Source organism: Gordonia jacobaea (assembly GCF_001186365.1).
In the GTDB taxonomy this organism is placed as follows: Bacteria; Actinomycetota; Actinomycetes; order Mycobacteriales; family Mycobacteriaceae; genus Gordonia; species Gordonia jacobaea.
In genome coordinates this window covers 12418-30302 of record NZ_LDTZ01000017.1, presented here as the reverse complement: position 1 = coordinate 30302, position 17885 = coordinate 12418, and the positions used below count along the sequence as shown (strand labels likewise).

The following is a 17885-nucleotide window of genomic DNA, read 5'->3' as shown; positions in this document are numbered from 1 at the left end:
CGCTCGACCAGCGAGGGAAGGCGCCTGCTCGACCGGCGGGGAGACGGCCTCCCGACCAGCGGAATGGAGCCCCGCTCCACCAGCGCGGAAGGCGGCCGCCCGTCAGCGCTGACGCAGGACGAACCGCTGGATCTTGCCGCTCGGCGTCTTCGGCAGCGCGTCGACGAAGTGCACCGTGCGCGGGTAGGCGTGCGCGGCAAAGCCGGTCTTGACCAGTTGTTGCAGCTCAGCCTCCAGCGCGTCGTCGCCGCTGACGCCGTCGGCAAGCACGACGAACGCCTCGAGTACCTCGCCGCGCAGGTCGTCGGGTCGGCCGACAACCGCGACGTCGATAACCGACGGGTGGGTGATGAGGACGCTCTCGACGTCGAACGGGCCGATGCGATAGCCGGCCATGATGATGACGTCGTCGTCGCGGGAGCTGAAGAAGAAGTTGCCGTCGGCGTCGAGGTGGCCCGTGTCGCCGGTGAGGTACCAGCGGCCGTCCTCGGTGTAGCGCGATGCGGTCTTCTCCGGGGCGTCGAGGTATCCGGCGAACCAGTAGCCGGTGCTGGCGGGGACGTCGATCGCGATCTGTCCAGTGACGTTGGGTTCGGTGACGGGGGCGCCGGCGTCGTCGACGATTCCTGCGGCGAACCCGGGCATCGGCTGCCCCATCGAACCGGGGATCAGTGGTCGACGCAGGTCGTCGGCCCAGTGGTTGTTGATGAACATGCCGTGCTCGGTCTGGCCGTAGTGGTCGCGGACCTCGGTGCCGAGAGCTGTTCTCGCCCAGGTGATCACGTCGGGTGTCAACGGCTCGCCAGCTGACGATGCTCGACGCAGCGAGAAGCCGTTGATCGCAGGGTTCTTGCTCAGCGAGCGGTACACCGTTGGTGCGGCGGCGAAGTTCGTCACGCCCAGTTCGGTGAGCACCGTGGCGGTCACCTCAGGGGTGAAACCCGCCTGCAGCAACACATTTGGCCGACCGATCGCCATTGGCCCGAGAATTCCGTAGTACAGGCCGTAGGCCCAGCCGGGGTCGGCGGCGTTCCAGAAGACGTCGGTGTCGGAGACGTCGAGGCCGTAGCGCATGTAGCAGGAGAACGACGCCAACGCGCGCAGTGGAACGGGCACACCCTTCGGCGCGCCTGTCGTGCCGCTGGTGAACAGCAGGATCAGGGTGCCGTCACCGCCGACCGCGACCGAGTGGTCGAGGGGATCGTTATCGGCGATGAGAGCGTCGAACTGCTCGCCCGCGACGATCGTGGTGAGGCCGTCGATGTCGTCGAGCTTCGGTGCCTGGCTCGGCTCGGTGATCACGATGGAGGCGTCGCCCGCCCGCAGTCGCATCTCGATCGCGGGGGTGGCGAAGGCGGTGAAGAGCGGAATGTAGACGGCCCCGAGTCGGGCGAGTGCCAGTAGCGAGACGACGAGTTCGGTGCGCTTGCCCATGAGGACTCCGACGCGGTCGCCGCGCTCGACACCCATACCGGCGAGCGCGGTGGCGAGGCGTCGAGACTCCGCTGCGAGCTGGCCGTAGGTGATCTCGACAAGCTCGATCAGCGGGGAGTGCTCGATCAGCGGGGACTGCTCGGCCAGGGGGGAGCGAGGGGACTGCGCGGCCTGCGTGGACGGCGCAGAATCCGGCAGCGAGACCGTGGTGAACGCGATGGCTTCGGGGTCGTGGCGGTCCACCAGCAGCGACGCTGCGTTGGCGTCGGGCGAGCCGAATAACTCCAGCCAGGCGTCGAGGTCGGCGGTGACAGCCGGGGTCAGTTGCGCCTGAATCGACTCGCGTCGCGCGCGGTCGCCGGCCAAGGACGTCTGTGTCATATCCACACCTTTACTGCCAGAGTAAGCTGAATCACATTCGAGGAGTGATTCTCGAATGCGACGTCGCATGGGCAGAACCCCCCGAAGAGGGGTCAGGAGGTAGGTGGTGACATGGCTGAGTCGTTGACCGCGCCGGTCACCGATGCGTTGCGTCGTCTGCGTCGCGGCACGGGTGTGTCGTTGGCGTTCGGTGGTGTGGTGCACGGCTCGCGCGGTCTGCGTCTCCGACATTTCGTCGGCGACACCTACGGTGCGTTGAACGGCGTTGCCGTTGATGCCGGGCACGGACTCGGCGGCAAGGTCATGGCGCTCAATCGCCCGATGGTCGTCGACGATTATCTGCGTACCCCGCAGATCACCCATCGGTACAACGCGATCATCGCGGCCGAGGGCCTGCGTGCGATGGCGGCCGCGCCGGTCATCGTCGAACGCAGGCCTGTCGCGGTGATCTACGGGGCTTTGCGAACCGACGAAGCCATCGGCGATCGGACGTTGGACGCACTCGCTGTCGAGGCGCGTGAGCTCGAACAGCAGATCGTCGCCTCGCGCGCGACGGTCGCGTCCGACGCCGCTGCGGGCGATGGACTTCGTGATCGGATCACCGAGGCCTACGCGCAGCTCCGCACACTGGCGAGAGACGTCGACGATGTCGCCGTCGCGGATCAGATCGCGCGTATCTCCGACCTCCTGCTCGACGGTGAATCGGACGAGCCCACGACGCTCAGCCTGACCCGTCGTGAACAGGATGTGGTCACCCTCGCCGCGCTCGGCTACACCAATGCGAGAATTGCCGAGGAGTTGAACATCGGAGTGCAGACCGCCAAGGGATACATGAAAGACGTATTGCGCAAACTAGGTGCGTCGAGCCGGCTGGAAGCCGTTGTCATTGCCCGACGTTCAGGGTTGCTTCCGTAGCTATGGCCGGAAACACGTCGGTTCCCGGAGCATCGGTTGCTGCGCGAACCCTCGCATTGCTCAGCACATTCGACGAGGCGCATCGTGCGTTGACACTCAGCGAGATGGCTCAGCGCGCCGACCTTGCCGTACCCACCGCGCATCGGCTCGTCGGTGAACTGGAACGGTGGGGTGCCCTTGTTCGACGCCCCGACGGGCGGTACGTCATCGGCAGACGGGTATGGGATCTCGGCTTGCTCGCGCCGATCCAGACCGGCGTGCGTGAGATCGCCGAACCGTACGTCTACGACCTGTACGCCGCGACCAAGGCGACGGTGCACATCGCGGTGCGCGAGGGAACGTCGGTGCTCTACGTCGATCGGATCTCCGGGAACGAATCGGTGCCGGTGGTGAGCAAGGTGGGTAGTCGGCTACCGATGCCGCCGACCGGGGTGGGCAAGGTGCTGCTTGCATACGCGCCCAAGGAGATTCGCGACGAGGTCATGGCGTCGTTGACGCGGGTTACGCCGCGGACGCTGATCAGCCCGCAGCTCTTGGAGCAGCAGTTGCAGCGCGTGCGCGACGAGGGCTATGCGACGACGGCGGAAGAGATGACCGCGGGCGCGTGTTCGATCGCGGTACCGGTATGGGGGCCGGACGGGGTGGTCGCGGCGTTGGGCGTGGTGGTTGGGACTCTTCGCGGAAACCGCCCGCGGCTTCTCGCGGCACTGCAGGTCGCGGCGCGAGGCATCGGGCGGCAGCTCGGCGCTCCGGGGTCGGTTCCGCCCGGGCGCGCGGGGGTCGCCGACAGCGCGTAGGTGGTCTCGACAGGCTCGACCAGCGGGGAGAGCGGCTCAACCAGCGACGGAGGGGCTCGACCGGCGGTGGGGTGGTCTCGACAAGCTCGACCAGCGACGGAGGGCTCGACCAGCGGGGGTTGGCTCGGCCGGCGGTGGGGTGGTCTCGACAAGCTCGACCAGCGACGGACGGCTCGACCAGCGGTTGGAGCTCGGCCAGCGGAGGTTGGCTCGACCAGCGGCTAGGCCTCTTCCGCGAACGTCTGCTGCGCGATGCGGAAGGCCGTATTGGCGTCGGGCACACCGCAATAGATCGCGGACTGCATGATGACCTCCTTGATCTCGTCCAGGGTCAGGCCGTTGCGGCGGGCGGCGCGCAGGTGCATCGCGAGTTCTTCGTGGTGTCCGCGGGCGATGAGCGCGGTCAGCGTGATCACCGAGCGGCTGCGGCGGTCGAGGCCGGGGCGCGTCCAGATGGTGCCCCACGCGTACTCGGTGATGAACTCCTGGAACTCGCGTGTCAGGTCGGTTGCGGCAGCGGTCGCGCGGTCGACGTGGGCGTCGCCGAGCACCTCGCGTCGTACTGCCATGCCGTCGTCGTAGCGGCTCATCGGGGCCTCTCTGCTAGTCGGGTTCGGGTCAGCTCTTGCGCTCTGCGCAGCGTTGCGTCGACGAGAAGTGGTGCGAGGCCGAAATTTTGACCACTCGGTTCATGGCCTGCAAGCTCGGCCATCGATCGTTGTTCGGACAACACCGAAGTCCCGGCGGCCGACAGGTTGAACGCCATTGCATCGGCATGAACGTCGAGATTGCTCACCAGGTCTGTGGTCTGCGATGCCGCGACGACACTGCGCCGCAGCAGGATTCGCAGGGTCGACCATTCGGCGTGCCAGCCGCCCGGTGTGCGCTCGTCGACGGCGTCGGCCGATGCGAGCTGCAGCGTCGACGCCAGCGCGGGAGCGGTAAGTGCGGCGCGTCGAATCAGCACCGACAGTACGGGATTGGCCTTGTGTGGCATCGTCGACGACCCGCCACCCGCGCCTTCGGTGACCTCACCGATCTCCGACCTGCTCAGCGTGAGAACGTCGTTGGCGATATGACTCCACGACGACATGGCGGTGGTTGCTGCAGCCGCGAAGCGGGTGAACGGAGTACGCACGACGTGCCAGGGAAATGCTTCGTCGAGGTCGAGAGAGTGTGCGGCGCTCCGTGTCACCGCCAGCGCAGTCTCTTGCGGATTCTGTTGTGTGGCAGCTAGTTCGACGAGAGCCGACAACGTGCCCGCAGCACCACCGAACTGGGCGGGGAACTGCAGTCCCGAGGTTTCGTCGTACGCGTCGAGTACGCCGTCGAGCCAGTGCGCGACCTTCATCCCGAAGGTCGACGGCACCGCTTGCTGGGTCAGCGTCCGAGCGATCTGCGGGGTCTCGCGGTGTGCGTCGGCGAGGTCGGTGAGCACATCGATCTGGGTCAGTAACTCGGCAGTGATGCGAGTGAAGGCGCGTCGTGATTCGAGGACCAGCGCGGCGTCGACGACATCTTGGCTCGTCATGCCGCGGTGGAGCCAGCTCGCAGCGGTTGGACTCATGCCCTTGCGGAGCGCCGAGACGAGCGGGATGACCGGGTTGCCCCCGGCCTCGGCTTCGACCGAAAGCTCCTCGAGATCGAGATCGGCTGCAGCAGAAGTCAATTGGTCGCCGGAGACCGCAGCGTCCGCAGGTGCCACTCCGTGTTCGACCAGAGCGCGAGACCACGCCGACTCCACGCGCAGCATCGCGTCGCGGATGGCGTCGTCGGTGAAAAGGTCTCCAGCCCGGTGGTCGCCGGGCCACAACAGATCGCTCACGACGTCCAGTGTTGCAGGAACACCGTCTCCGAATCGCCCTGTAGGTGAATGTCGAAGCGGTATCCGGTGTCGTCGGGGACCGCGATCAGTGTCGCCCGACGACCGGCATCGACACCGGAGAGCACGGCGTCGTCGTCGAGATCTGGGTGGCCAGGCACGTAAGCGCGGGTGAGCAGGCGGTCGAGCAGGCCGCGAGCAAAGACACACACCGCGAAGAACGGTGCCTCGCCAGGACGTGTCGCGCCCGGGGTGACGGTGCTGAACGAATAGTGGCCAACCCGATCGGTTTTCGCGCGGCCCCAGCCGGTGAAGGTGAAGCCGTCGCGCCGCAGGGATCCGGGGGCGGTTGGGATGCTGCCGTCGGTGTCGGCCTGGCGGATCTCGATCAGGGCGTCGGGAATCGGCATGCCGTTGCCGTCGAACACAGTGCCGTGCAGACGAATTCGACTGGGATGACCTGACGGAACGAGTTCGTTGTCGCCCGGATAGGGCAGCGCGTAGTGGAAGAACGGTCCGACTGTTTGGCCGGGTGTCGGGGCGAGGCTCATTCTGCTTCCTCCATCGGGGTGCGTGCGCTGCCGGTGAGCACGATGTCCCAGCGGTATCCGGTGCACCATTCGTGCTGGGTCAGGTCGTGGTCGTAGGTGGCGACGAGTCGTGCGCGTGCGGCGGGGTCGACGATCGACTGATAGATCGGGTCGAGGTCGAACAGCGGGTCGCCGGGGAAGTACATCTGGGTGACCAGTCGCTGCGTGAAATCGGTTCCGAACAGCGAGAAGTGGATGTGCGCAGGCCGCCACGCGTTGTGGTGGTTCTTCCACGGATACGGCCCGGGCTTGATAGTGGTGAAGTGATAGTTGCCCTCGTTATCGGTGAGGCAGCGGCCGACACCGGTGAAGTTGGGATCGATGGGTGCGTGATGCTGGTCGCGCTTGTGGATGTAGCGCCCGGCGGCGTTGGCCTGCCAGATCTCCACCAGCTGGTTGCGCACCGGACGGCCGTCGGAGTCGAGCACGCGCCCGGTGACGACGAGTCGCTCGCCGACGGGATCTCCGTTGGCCTGGATGGTCAGATCGGCTTCGAGGGGGTCGACGTCGCGCTGCTCGAATGCGGGCGCCCACAGTTCGATTCCCTCGGGGTCGGCGTGATGCGGGTCCTTGGTCGGATGCCGCAGGATGCTCGAGCGGTAGGGGGCATAGTCGAGTCGGGGCCTGAGTTCTTCAGGGGCTCCGGCGGCACGTTCACGTCGGTATTCGGCTGCGAGCGAGCGAATTTCGGCATTGATCTGGGCTTGTGTCCCCGCTGCTGCGTCGGACGAGATGACGGGTGGGGTGGCGTCGACGTCGGGCGCTGCCTGCTCCTGACGCGGGATCAGTGGTGTGGCCATCCTGTGTAACCTTCTGCGAGATAGGTGGATCCGGCCTCGGACGAGACCAGGGTGGTGAGCTCACCGAGCTGTCGGAGCTCATCGAAGTCTGTGGCGTCGGGGATGCGGTGAAGCATCGTCGTCATCCAGTACGAAAGTGTTGTGCCTTCCAGACACGTTCCAGAGCACGCGCCGTGTAGGAGTCGAGCGCGGCGTCGTCGTTCTTGAGGAGGGCGCGTTCGATGACGTCGGCGAGGACGCGGACATCGGCGAGAGCGAGGTTGAGTCCCTTGGCGCCGGTGGGTGGCACCGTGTGGGCGGCGTCGCCTGCGAGGAGCAAATTGCCGTCGCGCATCGGTGACTGCACGAAGCTGCGGAAGGGCAAGACGCTCTTCTGGATGATCGGCCCCTCCTTGAGCGCGAAGCCGTCGCTGCCCGCTAGGCGGCGCTGTAGTTCTGCCCGGATGCGGTCGTCGGACCAGTCGGCCGGGTTCTCGGTGGGGTCGCATTGGAAGTACATGCGCTGCACGGTCGGGGTGCGTTGGCTGATGAGCGCGAAGCCGTGCGGTGATCGGGTGTAGATGAGTTCGGGTGCGCTCGGCGGTGCCTCGGCCAGAATGCCGAACCACGCGAACGGGTACTCCCGGAAGTAGCGCTGCGGATCGTCGACGAGATCGCGGCAGATGCTGCGCGAGCCGTCGGCTCCGACGACGAGTTCGGCCGCGATCTCTTGACGTGCGCCGTTGACGTCGGTGTAGGTGACGCGGGGTGCCTCGCGGTGGTCGGTGACGGCCGCGTCGGAGATGCCGTAACGCAGGTCGCCACCATCGCGGATGCGCGCTGCGTGGAGGTCGAGAAAGACATCGGTCTGTGGGTAGAGCCAGCACGACGCCCCGACGAGCTTCTGGAAATCGATGCGGTGGCTGACGCCGCCGAAGCGGAGGTCGATTCCCTGATGCTCGTGACCGTCGCGCAGGACCCTGTCGGAGACGCCCGAATCCAGTAGTAGTCGAACGCTGTCGCGCTCGAGAATGCCTGCGCGATGGGTGGTTTCGATCTCGTGGTGGGTCCGGTTGTCGATGACGACGCTGTCGATTCCTCCCACCGAGAGCAGGTGCGAGAGTGCGAGCCCGGCGGGTCCGCCGCCGACGATGGCGACCCGCGTTCGCGTCGTGCTGGCGTAGTTGGTAATCTGTGACCTCCCTTCTGGGAGAACCATAGGGAGAGCTAGGTCACAGAACCTAACAGAGCTTTTCACTGAGTGAGAAAGCAGAGCGCAAGACAACGAAATCGGTGGCACCAGTCGTCGGAAACTGTCACCGTCGCTGCATGGCGAGATCCACCGCCGGCGAGTCGGTCCTCACGCGTGCCGTACGCATACTCGAAGTCTTCGACCCGGACAACGTGGCGATCCCACTCACTGTCATCGCCGAACAAGCCGACCTCCCGCTATCGACGGCTTCGCGACTCGTCGACGAGTTGGTGGCACACGGACTATTGCGCCGCGACCACAATCGCCGAGTTCGAATCGGAGTGCGATTGTGGGAACTCGCGTCCCGCGCGTCGCCGACTCGCGACCTCCGCGATGCCGCCATGCCATTTCTCGAGGATCTCCACGCGGTGGTTGGTCATCACGTCCAGCTCGGGGTTCTCGAGGACGACGAAGTGCTCTTCATTGAGCGACTGTCGAATCCGGGGGCGGTCATCAACGTCACCCGAATCGCCGGCCGGTTGCCTCTGCACGCCTCGTCGTCGGGCCTGGTTCTGCTCGCCAACGCCTCGCCCGCACTGCAGGACCAGATATTTCGACGTCCGTTGACGTCGTACACCGCCCAGACGATCACGGACCCGGAAAATCTGCGCGCTGTACTCGCAGAGATCCGTCGCACCGGCGTCGCCGGGTGTCCCGGGTTTATCCACGACGACGCGCTCGGGATTGCGGTCCCGTTGAAGAACAGCGCGGGCAAAGTGGCCGCGGCCCTGTCGGTGATCGTGCCGTGCACCGACAATCCGATGGCTCACATCCCCGCACTCCAAGCGGCCGCACACGGAATCCGTCGCGAGCTCGGCCGACCGATCGTTCCTGCGCCACCCGAGGTCTGACCGGAGCGGCACGGTCGCACCCGGCCCACTTCCATTCAATGGAAGTGACATTGTGCTGTGCCGTACATGTAGCCACTGTGTGTGACCATGACCACAGCAACTGCACCCTCGGATGCCGCGGGTCGGGAATCCGACGTACCGCGCCTCGTCCCATCGGCCGCTGCGGACGGCCTGACGTTGAAGGTCGTCGACAAGCAGATGATCGCCGACGGCGTGTGCGCGATCACGCTCGCACACCCCGACGGGTTCAGGCTGCCCGACTGGGCGCCCGGATCGCACATCGACGTCGTCCTTCCGGGCGAAATGGTCCGGCAGTACTCGCTTTGCGGCGACCGCTGGAACCCGTTCTGCTTCCGGATCGCCGTACTCCGGGAGCCGCAGGGTCGAGGTGGCTCGGCATACATTCACGACTGCCTGGAGGTGGGCGATGTGCTGCCGATCGGTGGACCGAGAAACAACTTCGCACTCGTACCGTCGTCGCACTACCTGTTCATCGCAGGCGGAATCGGAATCACGCCAATTCTGCCGATGATCAGCCAGGCCGACCTCCTCGGTAGTGACTGGTCGATGCTCTACGGCGGTAGAACGTGGTCGTCGATGGCCTTCGCCGACGAACTCGCCACCGACTCGCGCGTGTCGGTTCGGCCCCAGGACCAGCATGGCCTGCTCGATCTCGACGAAGCACTGGCGGCGACTCCAACAGACACCACCATCTACTGTTGCGGCCCCGCGCCACTGCTCGACGCCGTGGGAGCGGCCGCCAATCGACACCGTCCAGGCCGACTGCGTATCGAGCGGTTCGTAGCAGCCGAGTTGGCTGCGCCCGCCCGCAACTGCAACTTCGACGTGCGCCTCGCCCGCAGCGAAAGGACCATCACCGTCGCACCAGACCAGTCGGTACTCGAGGCGATCAACGCCGCCGGCATCCCGATGCTCTCGTCATGCCGTCAAGGCATCTGCGGCACCTGCGAAGCCGACGTCCTCGACGGTATTCCCGACCACCGCGATTCGCTCCTGACCGACGCTGAGCGGGCAGCCAACTCCTGCATGTTCGTGTGCGTGTCCAGCTCGCGTTCGGACCAGCTCGTCCTCGACCTCTGATTCGACCCGAAGTTCCGCGCCATGAGTGCTTCGGCCACCACACAAGAAAAGGCAGTCCGATGACCCTGACACACCCCGAAACGCATGCACCAGATGTCGGCTCCGGCCTTCCAGAAACGGATGCCGACCCGTTCGGTTCGGAGATTCTCGAAGACCCCGGCGAGTTCCACGCGGCGCTCCGTGACGCGGGACCGTTGGTTCACCTCAAGCGATACGACGTCTACGCGATGGGCCGTTACGAGGAAGTGCATGCAGCGCTCACCGACTGGCAGTCATTCCAGTCCGGTGCCGGGGTGGGACTCAGCAACTTCCGCTTCGAAAAGCCTTGGCGCCCGCCGAGTCTGCTCTTGGAGACCGATCCTCCCGTCCATGACGCACCACGAGCTGTGCTGTCGTCGATCCTCAATCCGCGGGCCCTGCGTCGCCTACGCGAGCACTGGTTCGCCGACGCCGAGGACTTCGTCGAATCCCTCCCGGACGGCGAGCTCGACGCGATCACCGATATCGCACAAAGATTTCCGCTGCGGATCTTCCCGGATGCGGTGGGCATCGGCGCCGACGGCCGCGAGAACTTGCTTCCCTACGGCGACCATCTGTTCAACGCATTCGGACCGTCGAATGAACTTGTGCAGAAAGGGCTTCCGCGCATTGGGGAGGTCTCGGCATGGGTGAACGAACAGTGCGCCCGGGAGTCACTCGCGGCTACGGTGTACGGCGGTGAGCCTACTTTTGGCGGTCAGATCTGGGCGGCAGCAGACCGCGGCGACATCACCGTCGAGCAGGCGCCGACCATCGTGCGCTCGCTCTTGTCGGCGGGCGTCGACACCACCGTGCTAGGTATCGGGGCAGTGCTCGCGAGCTTCGCCACCCATCCCGACCAATGGGAAATGTCGCGCCGCAACCCGTCTCTGGCGCGTAGCGCGTTCGACGAGGCAGTGCGCCTCGAGTCGCCGGTGCAGACGTTCTTCCGCACCGCGACACATCCTGTGATGGTCGGCGATCACCTGGTGCCGGACGGCAAGAAGATCCTGATGTACCTCGGCTCGGCCAACCGGGATCCGCGCCGGTGGCGGAATCCCGACACCTTCGACCTGACGCGCGACCCGTCGGGGCACGTCGGTTTCGGCATGGGTATCCACCAGTGCGTCGGACAGCACGTCGCACGGCTGGAAGCCGAGGCGGTAGTCGCGGCCCTGGTGCGCAGATTCCGTCGACTCGACGTCGTCGGCGTCCCCCGTCGCCACCACAACAACACGTTGCGTGCGTGGGAACACTTCCCCATCGCGCTCGTGCGCTGACCCCGATATCGTCAGTGCTCGCGCAGTTTGTCGATCAGGTCGTCCTTCTTCAGGTCCGAGTAGTTGTGAAGCCCGAGTTCCTTTGCCCGCGAGCGCAGTTCGTCGACGGTCCAGTCTTCATATGATCCGGACTCGCCACCCTTCTCGCCGATCTTCGAACGGCCTTGCGCGGCAGCGGCATTGGCTATACGCGCGGACTTCTCCTTGGAGTTTCCCTCGTCGCGAAGCTTCTCGTAGAGCTCGTCATCTTTGATGGACGGGCCCGGATCGCGCTCTGGCATGGGTGCCTCCTCGTCGGATTGAATCGGTCGGGTTGTGGCGCTTTCAACGCTACGCGCCGAGCGGGTACACGACGACATGCTCCATCGCGACACGACAAGGTCGGCGAAAATCCGCCTCTAGCAGCAGGGGAGTGCCTACCCTCGGGTACGGGGGTCCTGCAATCTGCGGCGACGAAGGGCAGAAGGCATGGGCGAGAAGAAGGCGATCAAGCGTCTGCAGAAGCAGGTCGGCGAACTCCAACAGAGCCTCGACGATGTGCGGAAGCTGGCAGAGAAGCAACTCGGAAAAGCTGCGAGCGAAACCGACGCACTGCGTCGAGAACTCTTGAAGCGCATAGGCGCGATCTCTGGTGAATCCGACGACAAGAAGGTCGAGTCGTCTGACGCGCCGCGGGCCGTCGTCGCACCGAAACCCACACCGAGCGCGTCGGCCTCGAAGCCGAAGCCTCCGGCGAGTGCGAAGCCCGCCGAGTCGACTTCGGCGGCGCCTAAGACAGCGGCACCGAAGACAGCGGCACCCAAGACGTCGGCATCGAAATCTGCGGAACCCAAGACGTCGACACCGAAAACTGTGGCACCCAAGGCCAAGCCGACTGGTACCACGCAGGCGGCGAAGTCGACGGGAGCGAAGTCGCCGACGGTCAAGGAGTTGCGCGAGCAGGCGAAGGCCAAGGGCATCAAGGGTTACTCGTCGATGACCAAGGCGGAGTTGCTGAGCGCTATCGGCAGCGCGTGACGCCCGGCTCTGACCTGTTGCTAGGCCTCGCGGCGGGCTTCGACGACGGTGAAGAAGCAGATCTCTCCCGAGACGGGGAAGTCCGGTAGCTCGTCGATTTCGCGTCGAATGTGTTGCAGGACTTCATCTCGTGAGAGTTGCCACGGTGCGAAGGGCGTGGTCTCTGAGGCGGTCAGGTCGCCGGCTGACGCGCCGTTGTCGAGGAGGTCTGACACCAACTGCAGGATCGTCGCGTTCAGCTTCTCGCGACTGTAATTGTGCTTGGTCAGCGATGCGGCGGCGCCGACGATGGGGGAGAAGCCGACCCAATCCGCTTCTGCGTACTTGACGAGGTAGTGAAGCTCGGATGCGTAGGTGGAGTCGCTACCCGCTGTGTCAGTGGCGTTGTGGTCAGTCACTCGTGAACCAGCAGATCTCGCCGGATACGGGTCCGTGTGGGTAGTGGTCGAACTCGTCGGAGATCTTCTGCAGGACCGCCCGCTTGTGAAGCGGCCAGGGAGCGAACCCCCGCTCGGTGGCGTTCGTCAGGTCGCCTGCTTCGACTCCCGCGTCGAGCATGTCGGAGATGATTCTGAGGCTGAGTGACTTGATGGGTTCGGTGACCGTGAAGTCGCGGACGTACGACGCGGCCGTGGAGGTGATCGCCGAGAATCCGACCCAGTCGTCCCGGCACTCGTGGATCAAGGCCTCGACGTCTGCTGCGTACTGCGTCGAAAATTCTGCGTGTGGCGTGTTCGTCATGCGGTCGGTCACTTCTGCCCTCTCTCGGGCCTTCCGTAGCGTTGGGCGACGTCCCTCAGATGTCGCGAGGCGCTCGCCATGTCCGCTGCGTATTCATCGAATTGCGCGTGTGCCGCGTCCAGAGACTGTGGGGTGATCGCAGTTGCCAACGCTTGTCGCGATCCGGCGAGCAGCGCGTACTCGTCCACCGTGATGAGTAGTAGCGCGTGGAGGTCCGGGGTTGCGATCAAGACGTCGAAGGAAGCGTGATCCCAGAACCAGTCGCTCACCTGGGCGACCGGAATCTGAACTGCCTGGTACTGACTCTGCTCGCCGATGTCTGCGGTGGTGATGCAGATGAGCTCGTCGGAAAGCTTTGCCAGAAAACGCAACTCGTCTGATGAGGGAAGCTCTGTGATCTCTTCTCGCGGAAGTACGTGAATCACGTTCTCCCGCAACCAGGACCTGGAGAAATGTTGTGTTCCCTCAAGGACGGTGTGGCGGATCGCGTTCGCACTCATGCGTGAGGTTGGAAGATCCGGTCCGAAGTCGCCCATGTCGGCTACATCCTTTCAGACCCACTGTTGCCGGCACCTAGAGGCGCCCGAACCCGCGGCGTCGCGCACTTGTCAGATCTAGGCCAAGGTTGTTCGTCTCAACATGAGATCGCCCTCGCGAAGCCAACCACCATTCATGCGGTTCATCGCATACTGGGGTGGGGAATCCGGGGGACACGCCGCACCGTCGTGCGGCCCAAAGGAGGCCAGGTATGAAAGCGCTTGTCTATCACGGTCCGGGAAGCAAGGCGTGGGAGGACGTTCCAGATCCTGTTCTGAAGGACCCGACCGATGCGATCGTCCGCGTCGAGACGACGACCATCTGCGGCACCGATCTACACATCCTGTCCGGCGACGTACCAGCGGTGACCGACGGGCGCGTGCTCGGTCACGAGGGCGTCGGGGTCGTCACCGAAGTGGGTCCGGAATGTACCCGCGTCAAAGTCGGTGACCGCGTCATCATTTCGTGCGTCACCAAGTGTGGCTACTGCGAATACTGCAAGCAGGGGATGACGTCGCACTGCCAGACGGTCGGCGGAATCGGGTGGATCTTCGGGCATCTCATCGACGGCACGCAGGCGGAGTTCGTGCGGGTTCCGTTCGCCGACAACGGACTCATCCCGCTTCCCGCGGACGTCACGGCCGAGCAGGGCGTGATGCTCAGTGACATTCTCCCGACCGGTTTCGAGATCGGTGTGCTCTACGGGGCCGTGAAGGAAGGCGACGTGGTGGCCGTGATCGGTGCCGGGCCGGTGGGGCTCGCGTCGGTGATGACCGCCCGCTCGCGCGGAGCGTCGAAGGTTATCGCGGTGGACGGCAACAAGTTCCGTCTCGAGCGTTCACTGGACTTCGGTGCGACCGACACCATCGACATTCTTGCGGGAGGCAACACCGTCGAACAGATCAAGGAACTCAGTCGCGGTGGGCTCGGTGTCGACGTCGCGATCGAGGCTGTCGGTTTGGGCCCTGCGTTCCGTACCTCGCTCGACTGTCTACGTCCCGGCGGGCATCTCGCGAACGTCGGTGTGCACGGGAAGCCCGTCGAATTTCCGATCGACCGGGATTGGATCAACAACCTGACCCTGACGACCGGCCTGGTCAACGCAACGACAGCTCCCGAACTGCTCACGGAGATCGAACAGGGCAAGATCGCGCCCGAGAAGTTCGTGACCCATCACTTCACCTTCGACGAGTTCGATCGCGCCTACGACACCTTCTCCAACGCCGCCGACGAGCACGCACTGAAGGTGATCATCAGCAACGGGTGACAATGGCGAAGTGACGAGCGAAGGACTGTCCGAACGTTCGGGCGACGTGACGACGACGCTGTCGGCAAGCCGGTGGCAGCAGTTCGCCGCCGTGGTGGACGGTCCGTTGCCGCAGATCGCCGAACGCTTCTCCAAGTTCCTGGCATCGGCGCATCCGCACGACGCGCTGATCATCTACACCCGCGAGTGCACCGGCCGCCCACGCAAGGTGGCCGGTGCCCCGGCGGTTGTCGAACGTGCGACCATCGCCGAACTCGACGCGATCAAGGAGTCGGTTCAGCGAGGGGACATGCTGCGCGGACAGGCCGTAGTCGGCGGAGCGCGTCGAAAGATTCTCGCGGTCCGCGATGCCACCGACACGTTGCTGGTGCTGGTACCCAAGTCGGCAAAGTCGCAAGCCACGAGCATCGATGAACTCCTGACCGCCTGGTTCGCGCTGGTGGCGACGTCGATTCGGCAGCAGGTAGCCCAGGCGAGTCCCGACTATCTGGCGGAGTCGCGAGCGGCGTCGACCGAACGGGCTCGGACGATCACCCAACTGACCGAAACGCACGAGGACACGTTGTCTTCGATTCTCGGGACGCTGCGATCGCGCGAACTCGATGACGGGGTCGCGCGCACGCTCGCGGCGGAGACGGCGTCAGCCGCTTTGATTGCGTTGCGGTCGGTCGGTGATACCGATCGTGCGCTTGCGACCGAACCGATCGGCGTTGCCTTCCGACGGCTACGGGCCGAACTCGAACCGGTGCTGCGTGACCTCGACGCCGACGTCGAGTTTGTGGAGCCGGAGGTCGACGCGACGCTGTCGGGCGAGATCGCGCACGCCGCGAGAGCCATCGTGCGCGCGGTCGCCGTGGCGGTCGCCGCCCAACCGGCCGTCGAACGGCGAGGCCGGGCTGCTCGCCGCGGGCGCGGGGATCACGGCGGGGTGATCTCGACAAGCTCGATCAGCGGGTGGGGCTCGATCAGCGGTTGGAGCGCTCGATCGGTGGTGGGGCGCTCGATCGGTGGTGGGGCGCTCGATCGGCGGGTGGGGTGATCTCGACAAGCTCGATCAGCGGTTGGGGGCGCTCGATCAGCGGTTGGGGGGCTCGACAAGCTCGATCAGCGTGGGGGCGCTCGATCAGCGGGCGGGGGTCGGTCGGCGGTGGGGCGCTCACACCCCAGTGATGCCGTAGGTGTGGATCTTGCGGTAGATCGAGCTGCGCGACATGCCAAGCACTTGCGCGGCGCGGGCTCGGTTGCCGCCGCATTCTCCGAGCACACGGACGATGGCGTCGCGCTCGGCGATCTCCAAGGTGGTGAGCACTCGATGGGCGGTGGTTCGGCAGAAGCCGGGGAGGTCCTCGGGTTGTATCTCTCCGACAGGACGTCGATGAAGCGCGGACTCGAGCGCTGTGTGTAGTTGTGTCAGGTTCTGCGGCCACGAGTAGGCCGAGATGACGCGCATGGCCTGCGGGCTGATTCGGGTATTGCGTTGCGGTGCAATCGACTTCAAGATGCGATCGACGAGGAGTTGCAGGTCTGGCCCGCGAAGCCGCAGGGGAGGCAATGTGACCGAATGGTCGAATCGTGCGACCAGCCCGCCGTAGGTCCTGGCCGTCGTCGAAGGGCGCGACGACGAGGTCGCGGCGAGAATGTATCCGGCGGCCACGGCGTCGTCGATGACGGACCGCAACTCCTGTGGAACCTGTGCGGGGAGGCTGTCGATGTGGCGCAGGACCAGGAGGCCGCGACCATCATCAGGAGTTGGCGGGGACGTGGTCTGTCGGGGGTCCGCTGCGTCGATGACAACGATTGGGGCCGCGGGGCTCTCGATGCGGAATGCGTCCGTGAGAATCGAGAGGCGCCCGCTTCCCGGCTCGCCCAGGACGATCACGCTGGTGTTTCGCGTAAGCGAGTGTGCGACCTCGTTGTACGCCGAGATCCAGCTGGGACTGCGCATGCCGCCCGCGGAGATCGTCGGCAATGATGCAATCCGGGAGTCGGTCTCGTCGGCCCCGCGATGGCCGAACCGATCCTCGTCGAGTACAGCCACCACGCCAACGACATCACCCCGGCTTGTGATGTGTTTGGTCCGCATTCGAATCTGCCGCCCGCTGTCGAGCGTGACTGTGTGCAGGGCGTTGTCGTGTTTGGACATGAGGTACTCGGCGTACTGGCCGATGATCGCCTGCTCGTCGGGGTTCAGCAGCGACCGTGCGGCCTCGTTCGCCATCACGGTCTCACCCAGGGCGATCACAGCGCGACCCGGTCGCGCGGAGGCACGCAGATACGTCTCGAATACCGCGCGGGTGTCCTGGCTCCGGTCGAGGAGGAGGTTGCGGCTGATGTCGGTTGCTGCCGAGCGCACCAGAGCATCGACAAGGCTGTTCCAACTCTCCGCCAACATGCTCGCGTCGAGAACCCCGGCAACCCGCCCGGTCAGCGGATCGAGAATGGGCGCACCTGTGCAGGCGAACTGAACGAGCGACTGGTTGAAGTGTTCGGAGCCGACGACGCTCACCGGCGCACCGACCTCGAATACCGTTCCCACCCCGTTGGTCCCGATGGCGCTCTCCTCGAACGAGTACCCACGGTCGAAGTCCACGCGGTCGAGGACTCGCCCGACCGCCGTCGAACAATCGCGGCGGTCGACGATCCTGGCCTGGGCATCGGTGAGAGCGATGGTGACGGGAACGTCGGACATGTCGCCGGTGAGTCGCTCGAGTACCGGTCGGGCGCAGCGTGCCAGACGCGAGTCGAAGTCGATGTCGTCGTGGAAGGCGACCGTGTACTTGTCGGCATCGAGTCCAGCGGAAGCGCTCCTCGACCAAGACGCCGCCACGACGTCGCCGACGCCGGCGGCTCCCTGCGGTCCGTACTCCAGAAAGTCGGCGCGAGCTGCAGCGATACGGAGTTGCTCGTCCCGCCTGTCACGCACGTCGGCGACTCCTTCCTGCCCTGAGGTGCACCAGTGTGACGCACAGCACAGCCGATTATTCATTGGTCGACGCCCCTGCGGCCACCACCGATCGGACAGGTTTGCTGTCCCAATTTGGGACACCTCGGTTTTGTGAGACAGCACAAACATTCTCCACTACGTGACCACAATCACATCAAT

The 17885-nt window shown here is 65.2% G+C and carries 18 protein-coding genes and 1 pseudogene; 8 read left to right on the top strand and 11 right to left on the bottom strand.

Annotation, left to right across the window (positions count from 1 at the left end; all coding sequences use genetic code 11):
* Positions 1–102 precede the first annotated feature (102 nt).
* Entirely contained in the window at positions 103–1815 is a 1713-nt protein-coding gene (locus ABW18_RS11345; RefSeq protein ID WP_200903253.1) for an AMP-binding protein, read from the bottom strand.
* A 111-nt stretch (positions 1816–1926) separates the two neighbouring features.
* Between ABW18_RS11345 and ABW18_RS11340 the strand changes: the two genes are divergently transcribed.
* Positions 1927–2730 (top strand): LuxR C-terminal-related transcriptional regulator, encoded by an 804-nt coding sequence (locus ABW18_RS11340; protein WP_049699105.1) that lies wholly within the window; start codon positions 1927–1929, stop codon positions 2728–2730.
* 2 nt (positions 2731–2732) lie between these two features.
* Positions 2733–3527 carry an IclR family transcriptional regulator gene (locus ABW18_RS11335; protein ID WP_049699104.1) on the top strand — a complete coding sequence of 265 codons (795 nt, stop codon included), beginning with the start codon at positions 2733–2735 and terminating at the stop codon, positions 3525–3527.
* A gap of 221 nt (positions 3528–3748) precedes the next feature.
* Here ABW18_RS11335 and pcaC read toward each other — a convergent pair whose 3' ends face one another.
* The 5 genes and pseudogenes from pcaC to ABW18_RS11310 all read right to left on the bottom strand — a co-directional run bounded on the left by pcaC (position 3749) and on the right by ABW18_RS11310 (position 7937).
* Positions 3749–4117 carry a 4-carboxymuconolactone decarboxylase gene (gene pcaC, locus ABW18_RS11330; protein WP_049699103.1) on the bottom strand — a complete coding sequence of 123 codons (369 nt, stop codon included), beginning with the start codon at positions 4115–4117 and terminating at the stop codon, positions 3749–3751.
* On the bottom strand, positions 4114–5352 hold the full coding sequence (locus ABW18_RS11325) for a lyase family protein (protein ID WP_049699102.1): 1239 nt from the start codon (positions 5350–5352) through the stop codon (positions 4114–4116). The genes pcaC and ABW18_RS11325 overlap by 4 nt, the downstream gene beginning before the upstream one ends.
* Positions 5349–5900 carry a protocatechuate 3,4-dioxygenase subunit alpha gene (gene pcaG / locus ABW18_RS11320; RefSeq protein ID WP_049699101.1) on the bottom strand — a complete coding sequence of 184 codons (552 nt, stop codon included), beginning with the start codon at positions 5898–5900 and terminating at the stop codon, positions 5349–5351. Before pcaG ends, ABW18_RS11325 begins: the two co-directional genes overlap by 4 nt.
* Positions 5897–6739, bottom strand: coding sequence for a protocatechuate 3,4-dioxygenase subunit beta (gene pcaH, locus ABW18_RS11315; RefSeq protein WP_200903252.1), 843 nt, complete (start codon positions 6737–6739; stop codon positions 5897–5899). The genes pcaG and pcaH overlap by 4 nt, the downstream gene beginning before the upstream one ends.
* Positions 6724–7937: pseudogene (locus tag ABW18_RS11310) on the bottom strand (4-hydroxybenzoate 3-monooxygenase). The gene pcaH and the pseudogene ABW18_RS11310 overlap by 16 nt, the downstream one beginning before the upstream one ends.
* A 110-nt stretch (positions 7938–8047) precedes the next feature.
* On the opposite strand from ABW18_RS11310, the gene ABW18_RS11305 reads away from it, so the two are divergent.
* The 3 genes from ABW18_RS11305 (at position 8048) to ABW18_RS11295 (ending at position 11220) form a co-directional block, all read left to right on the top strand.
* Positions 8048–8821 (top strand): IclR family transcriptional regulator, encoded by a 774-nt coding sequence (locus tag ABW18_RS11305; RefSeq protein WP_049699100.1) that lies wholly within the window; start codon positions 8048–8050, stop codon positions 8819–8821.
* 87 nt (positions 8822–8908) lie between these two features.
* On the top strand, positions 8909–9922 hold the full coding sequence (locus ABW18_RS11300) for a PDR/VanB family oxidoreductase (protein WP_049699421.1): 1014 nt from the start codon (positions 8909–8911) through the stop codon (positions 9920–9922).
* 59 nt (positions 9923–9981) lie between these two features.
* Positions 9982–11220, top strand: coding sequence for a cytochrome P450 (locus tag ABW18_RS11295; RefSeq protein WP_049699099.1), 1239 nt, complete (start codon positions 9982–9984; stop codon positions 11218–11220).
* Positions 11221–11231: 11 nt separating this feature from the next.
* Here the strand turns inward: ABW18_RS11295 and ABW18_RS11290 are convergent, their stop codons facing one another.
* A complete protein-coding gene (locus ABW18_RS11290; protein WP_049699098.1) occupies positions 11232–11501 on the bottom strand; it encodes a DUF7218 family protein in 270 nt (89 codons plus the stop codon).
* Between the two features lie 187 nt (positions 11502–11688).
* On the opposite strand from ABW18_RS11290, the gene ABW18_RS11285 reads away from it, so the two are divergent.
* Entirely contained in the window at positions 11689–12237 is a 549-nt protein-coding gene (locus tag ABW18_RS11285) for a Rho termination factor N-terminal domain-containing protein (RefSeq protein ID WP_049699097.1), read from the top strand.
* A gap of 20 nt (positions 12238–12257) precedes the next feature.
* Here the strand turns inward: ABW18_RS11285 and ABW18_RS11280 are convergent, their stop codons facing one another.
* The 3 genes from ABW18_RS11280 to ABW18_RS11270 are packed head-to-tail and all read right to left on the bottom strand — an operon-like array spanning position 12258 to position 13478.
* Complete coding sequence (locus tag ABW18_RS11280) at positions 12258–12635, bottom strand: hypothetical protein (protein ID WP_049699096.1); 378 nt, start codon at positions 12633–12635, stop codon at positions 12258–12260.
* Positions 12628–12978, bottom strand: coding sequence for a hypothetical protein (locus tag ABW18_RS11275; RefSeq protein ID WP_152930073.1), 351 nt, complete (start codon positions 12976–12978; stop codon positions 12628–12630). The genes ABW18_RS11280 and ABW18_RS11275 overlap by 8 nt, the downstream gene beginning before the upstream one ends.
* Before the next feature lie 8 nt (positions 12979–12986).
* Complete coding sequence (locus ABW18_RS11270; protein WP_049699094.1) at positions 12987–13478, bottom strand: hypothetical protein; 492 nt, start codon at positions 13476–13478, stop codon at positions 12987–12989.
* Positions 13479–13726: 248 nt separating this feature from the next.
* Here ABW18_RS11270 and ABW18_RS11265 point away from each other — a divergent pair, with 248 nt between their 5' ends.
* Together ABW18_RS11265 and ABW18_RS11260 are read left to right on the top strand one after the other, a co-directional pair.
* The gene (locus ABW18_RS11265; protein ID WP_049699093.1) at positions 13727–14782 is read left to right on the top strand and encodes an alcohol dehydrogenase catalytic domain-containing protein; all 1056 of its coding nucleotides are present in this window, start codon (positions 13727–13729) and stop codon (positions 14780–14782) included.
* Between the two features lie 10 nt (positions 14783–14792).
* A complete protein-coding gene (locus ABW18_RS11260; RefSeq protein ID WP_420841303.1) occupies positions 14793–15821 on the top strand; it encodes a helix-turn-helix transcriptional regulator in 1029 nt (342 codons plus the stop codon).
* Positions 15822–15938: 117 nt separating this feature from the next.
* On the opposite strand, the gene ABW18_RS11255 is transcribed toward ABW18_RS11260, so the two are convergent.
* Positions 15939–17705: a sigma-54-dependent Fis family transcriptional regulator gene (locus tag ABW18_RS11255; protein WP_049699419.1), complete on the bottom strand. Its 1767-nt coding sequence runs from the start codon at positions 17703–17705 to the stop codon at positions 15939–15941.
* Positions 17706–17885 lie beyond the last annotated feature (180 nt).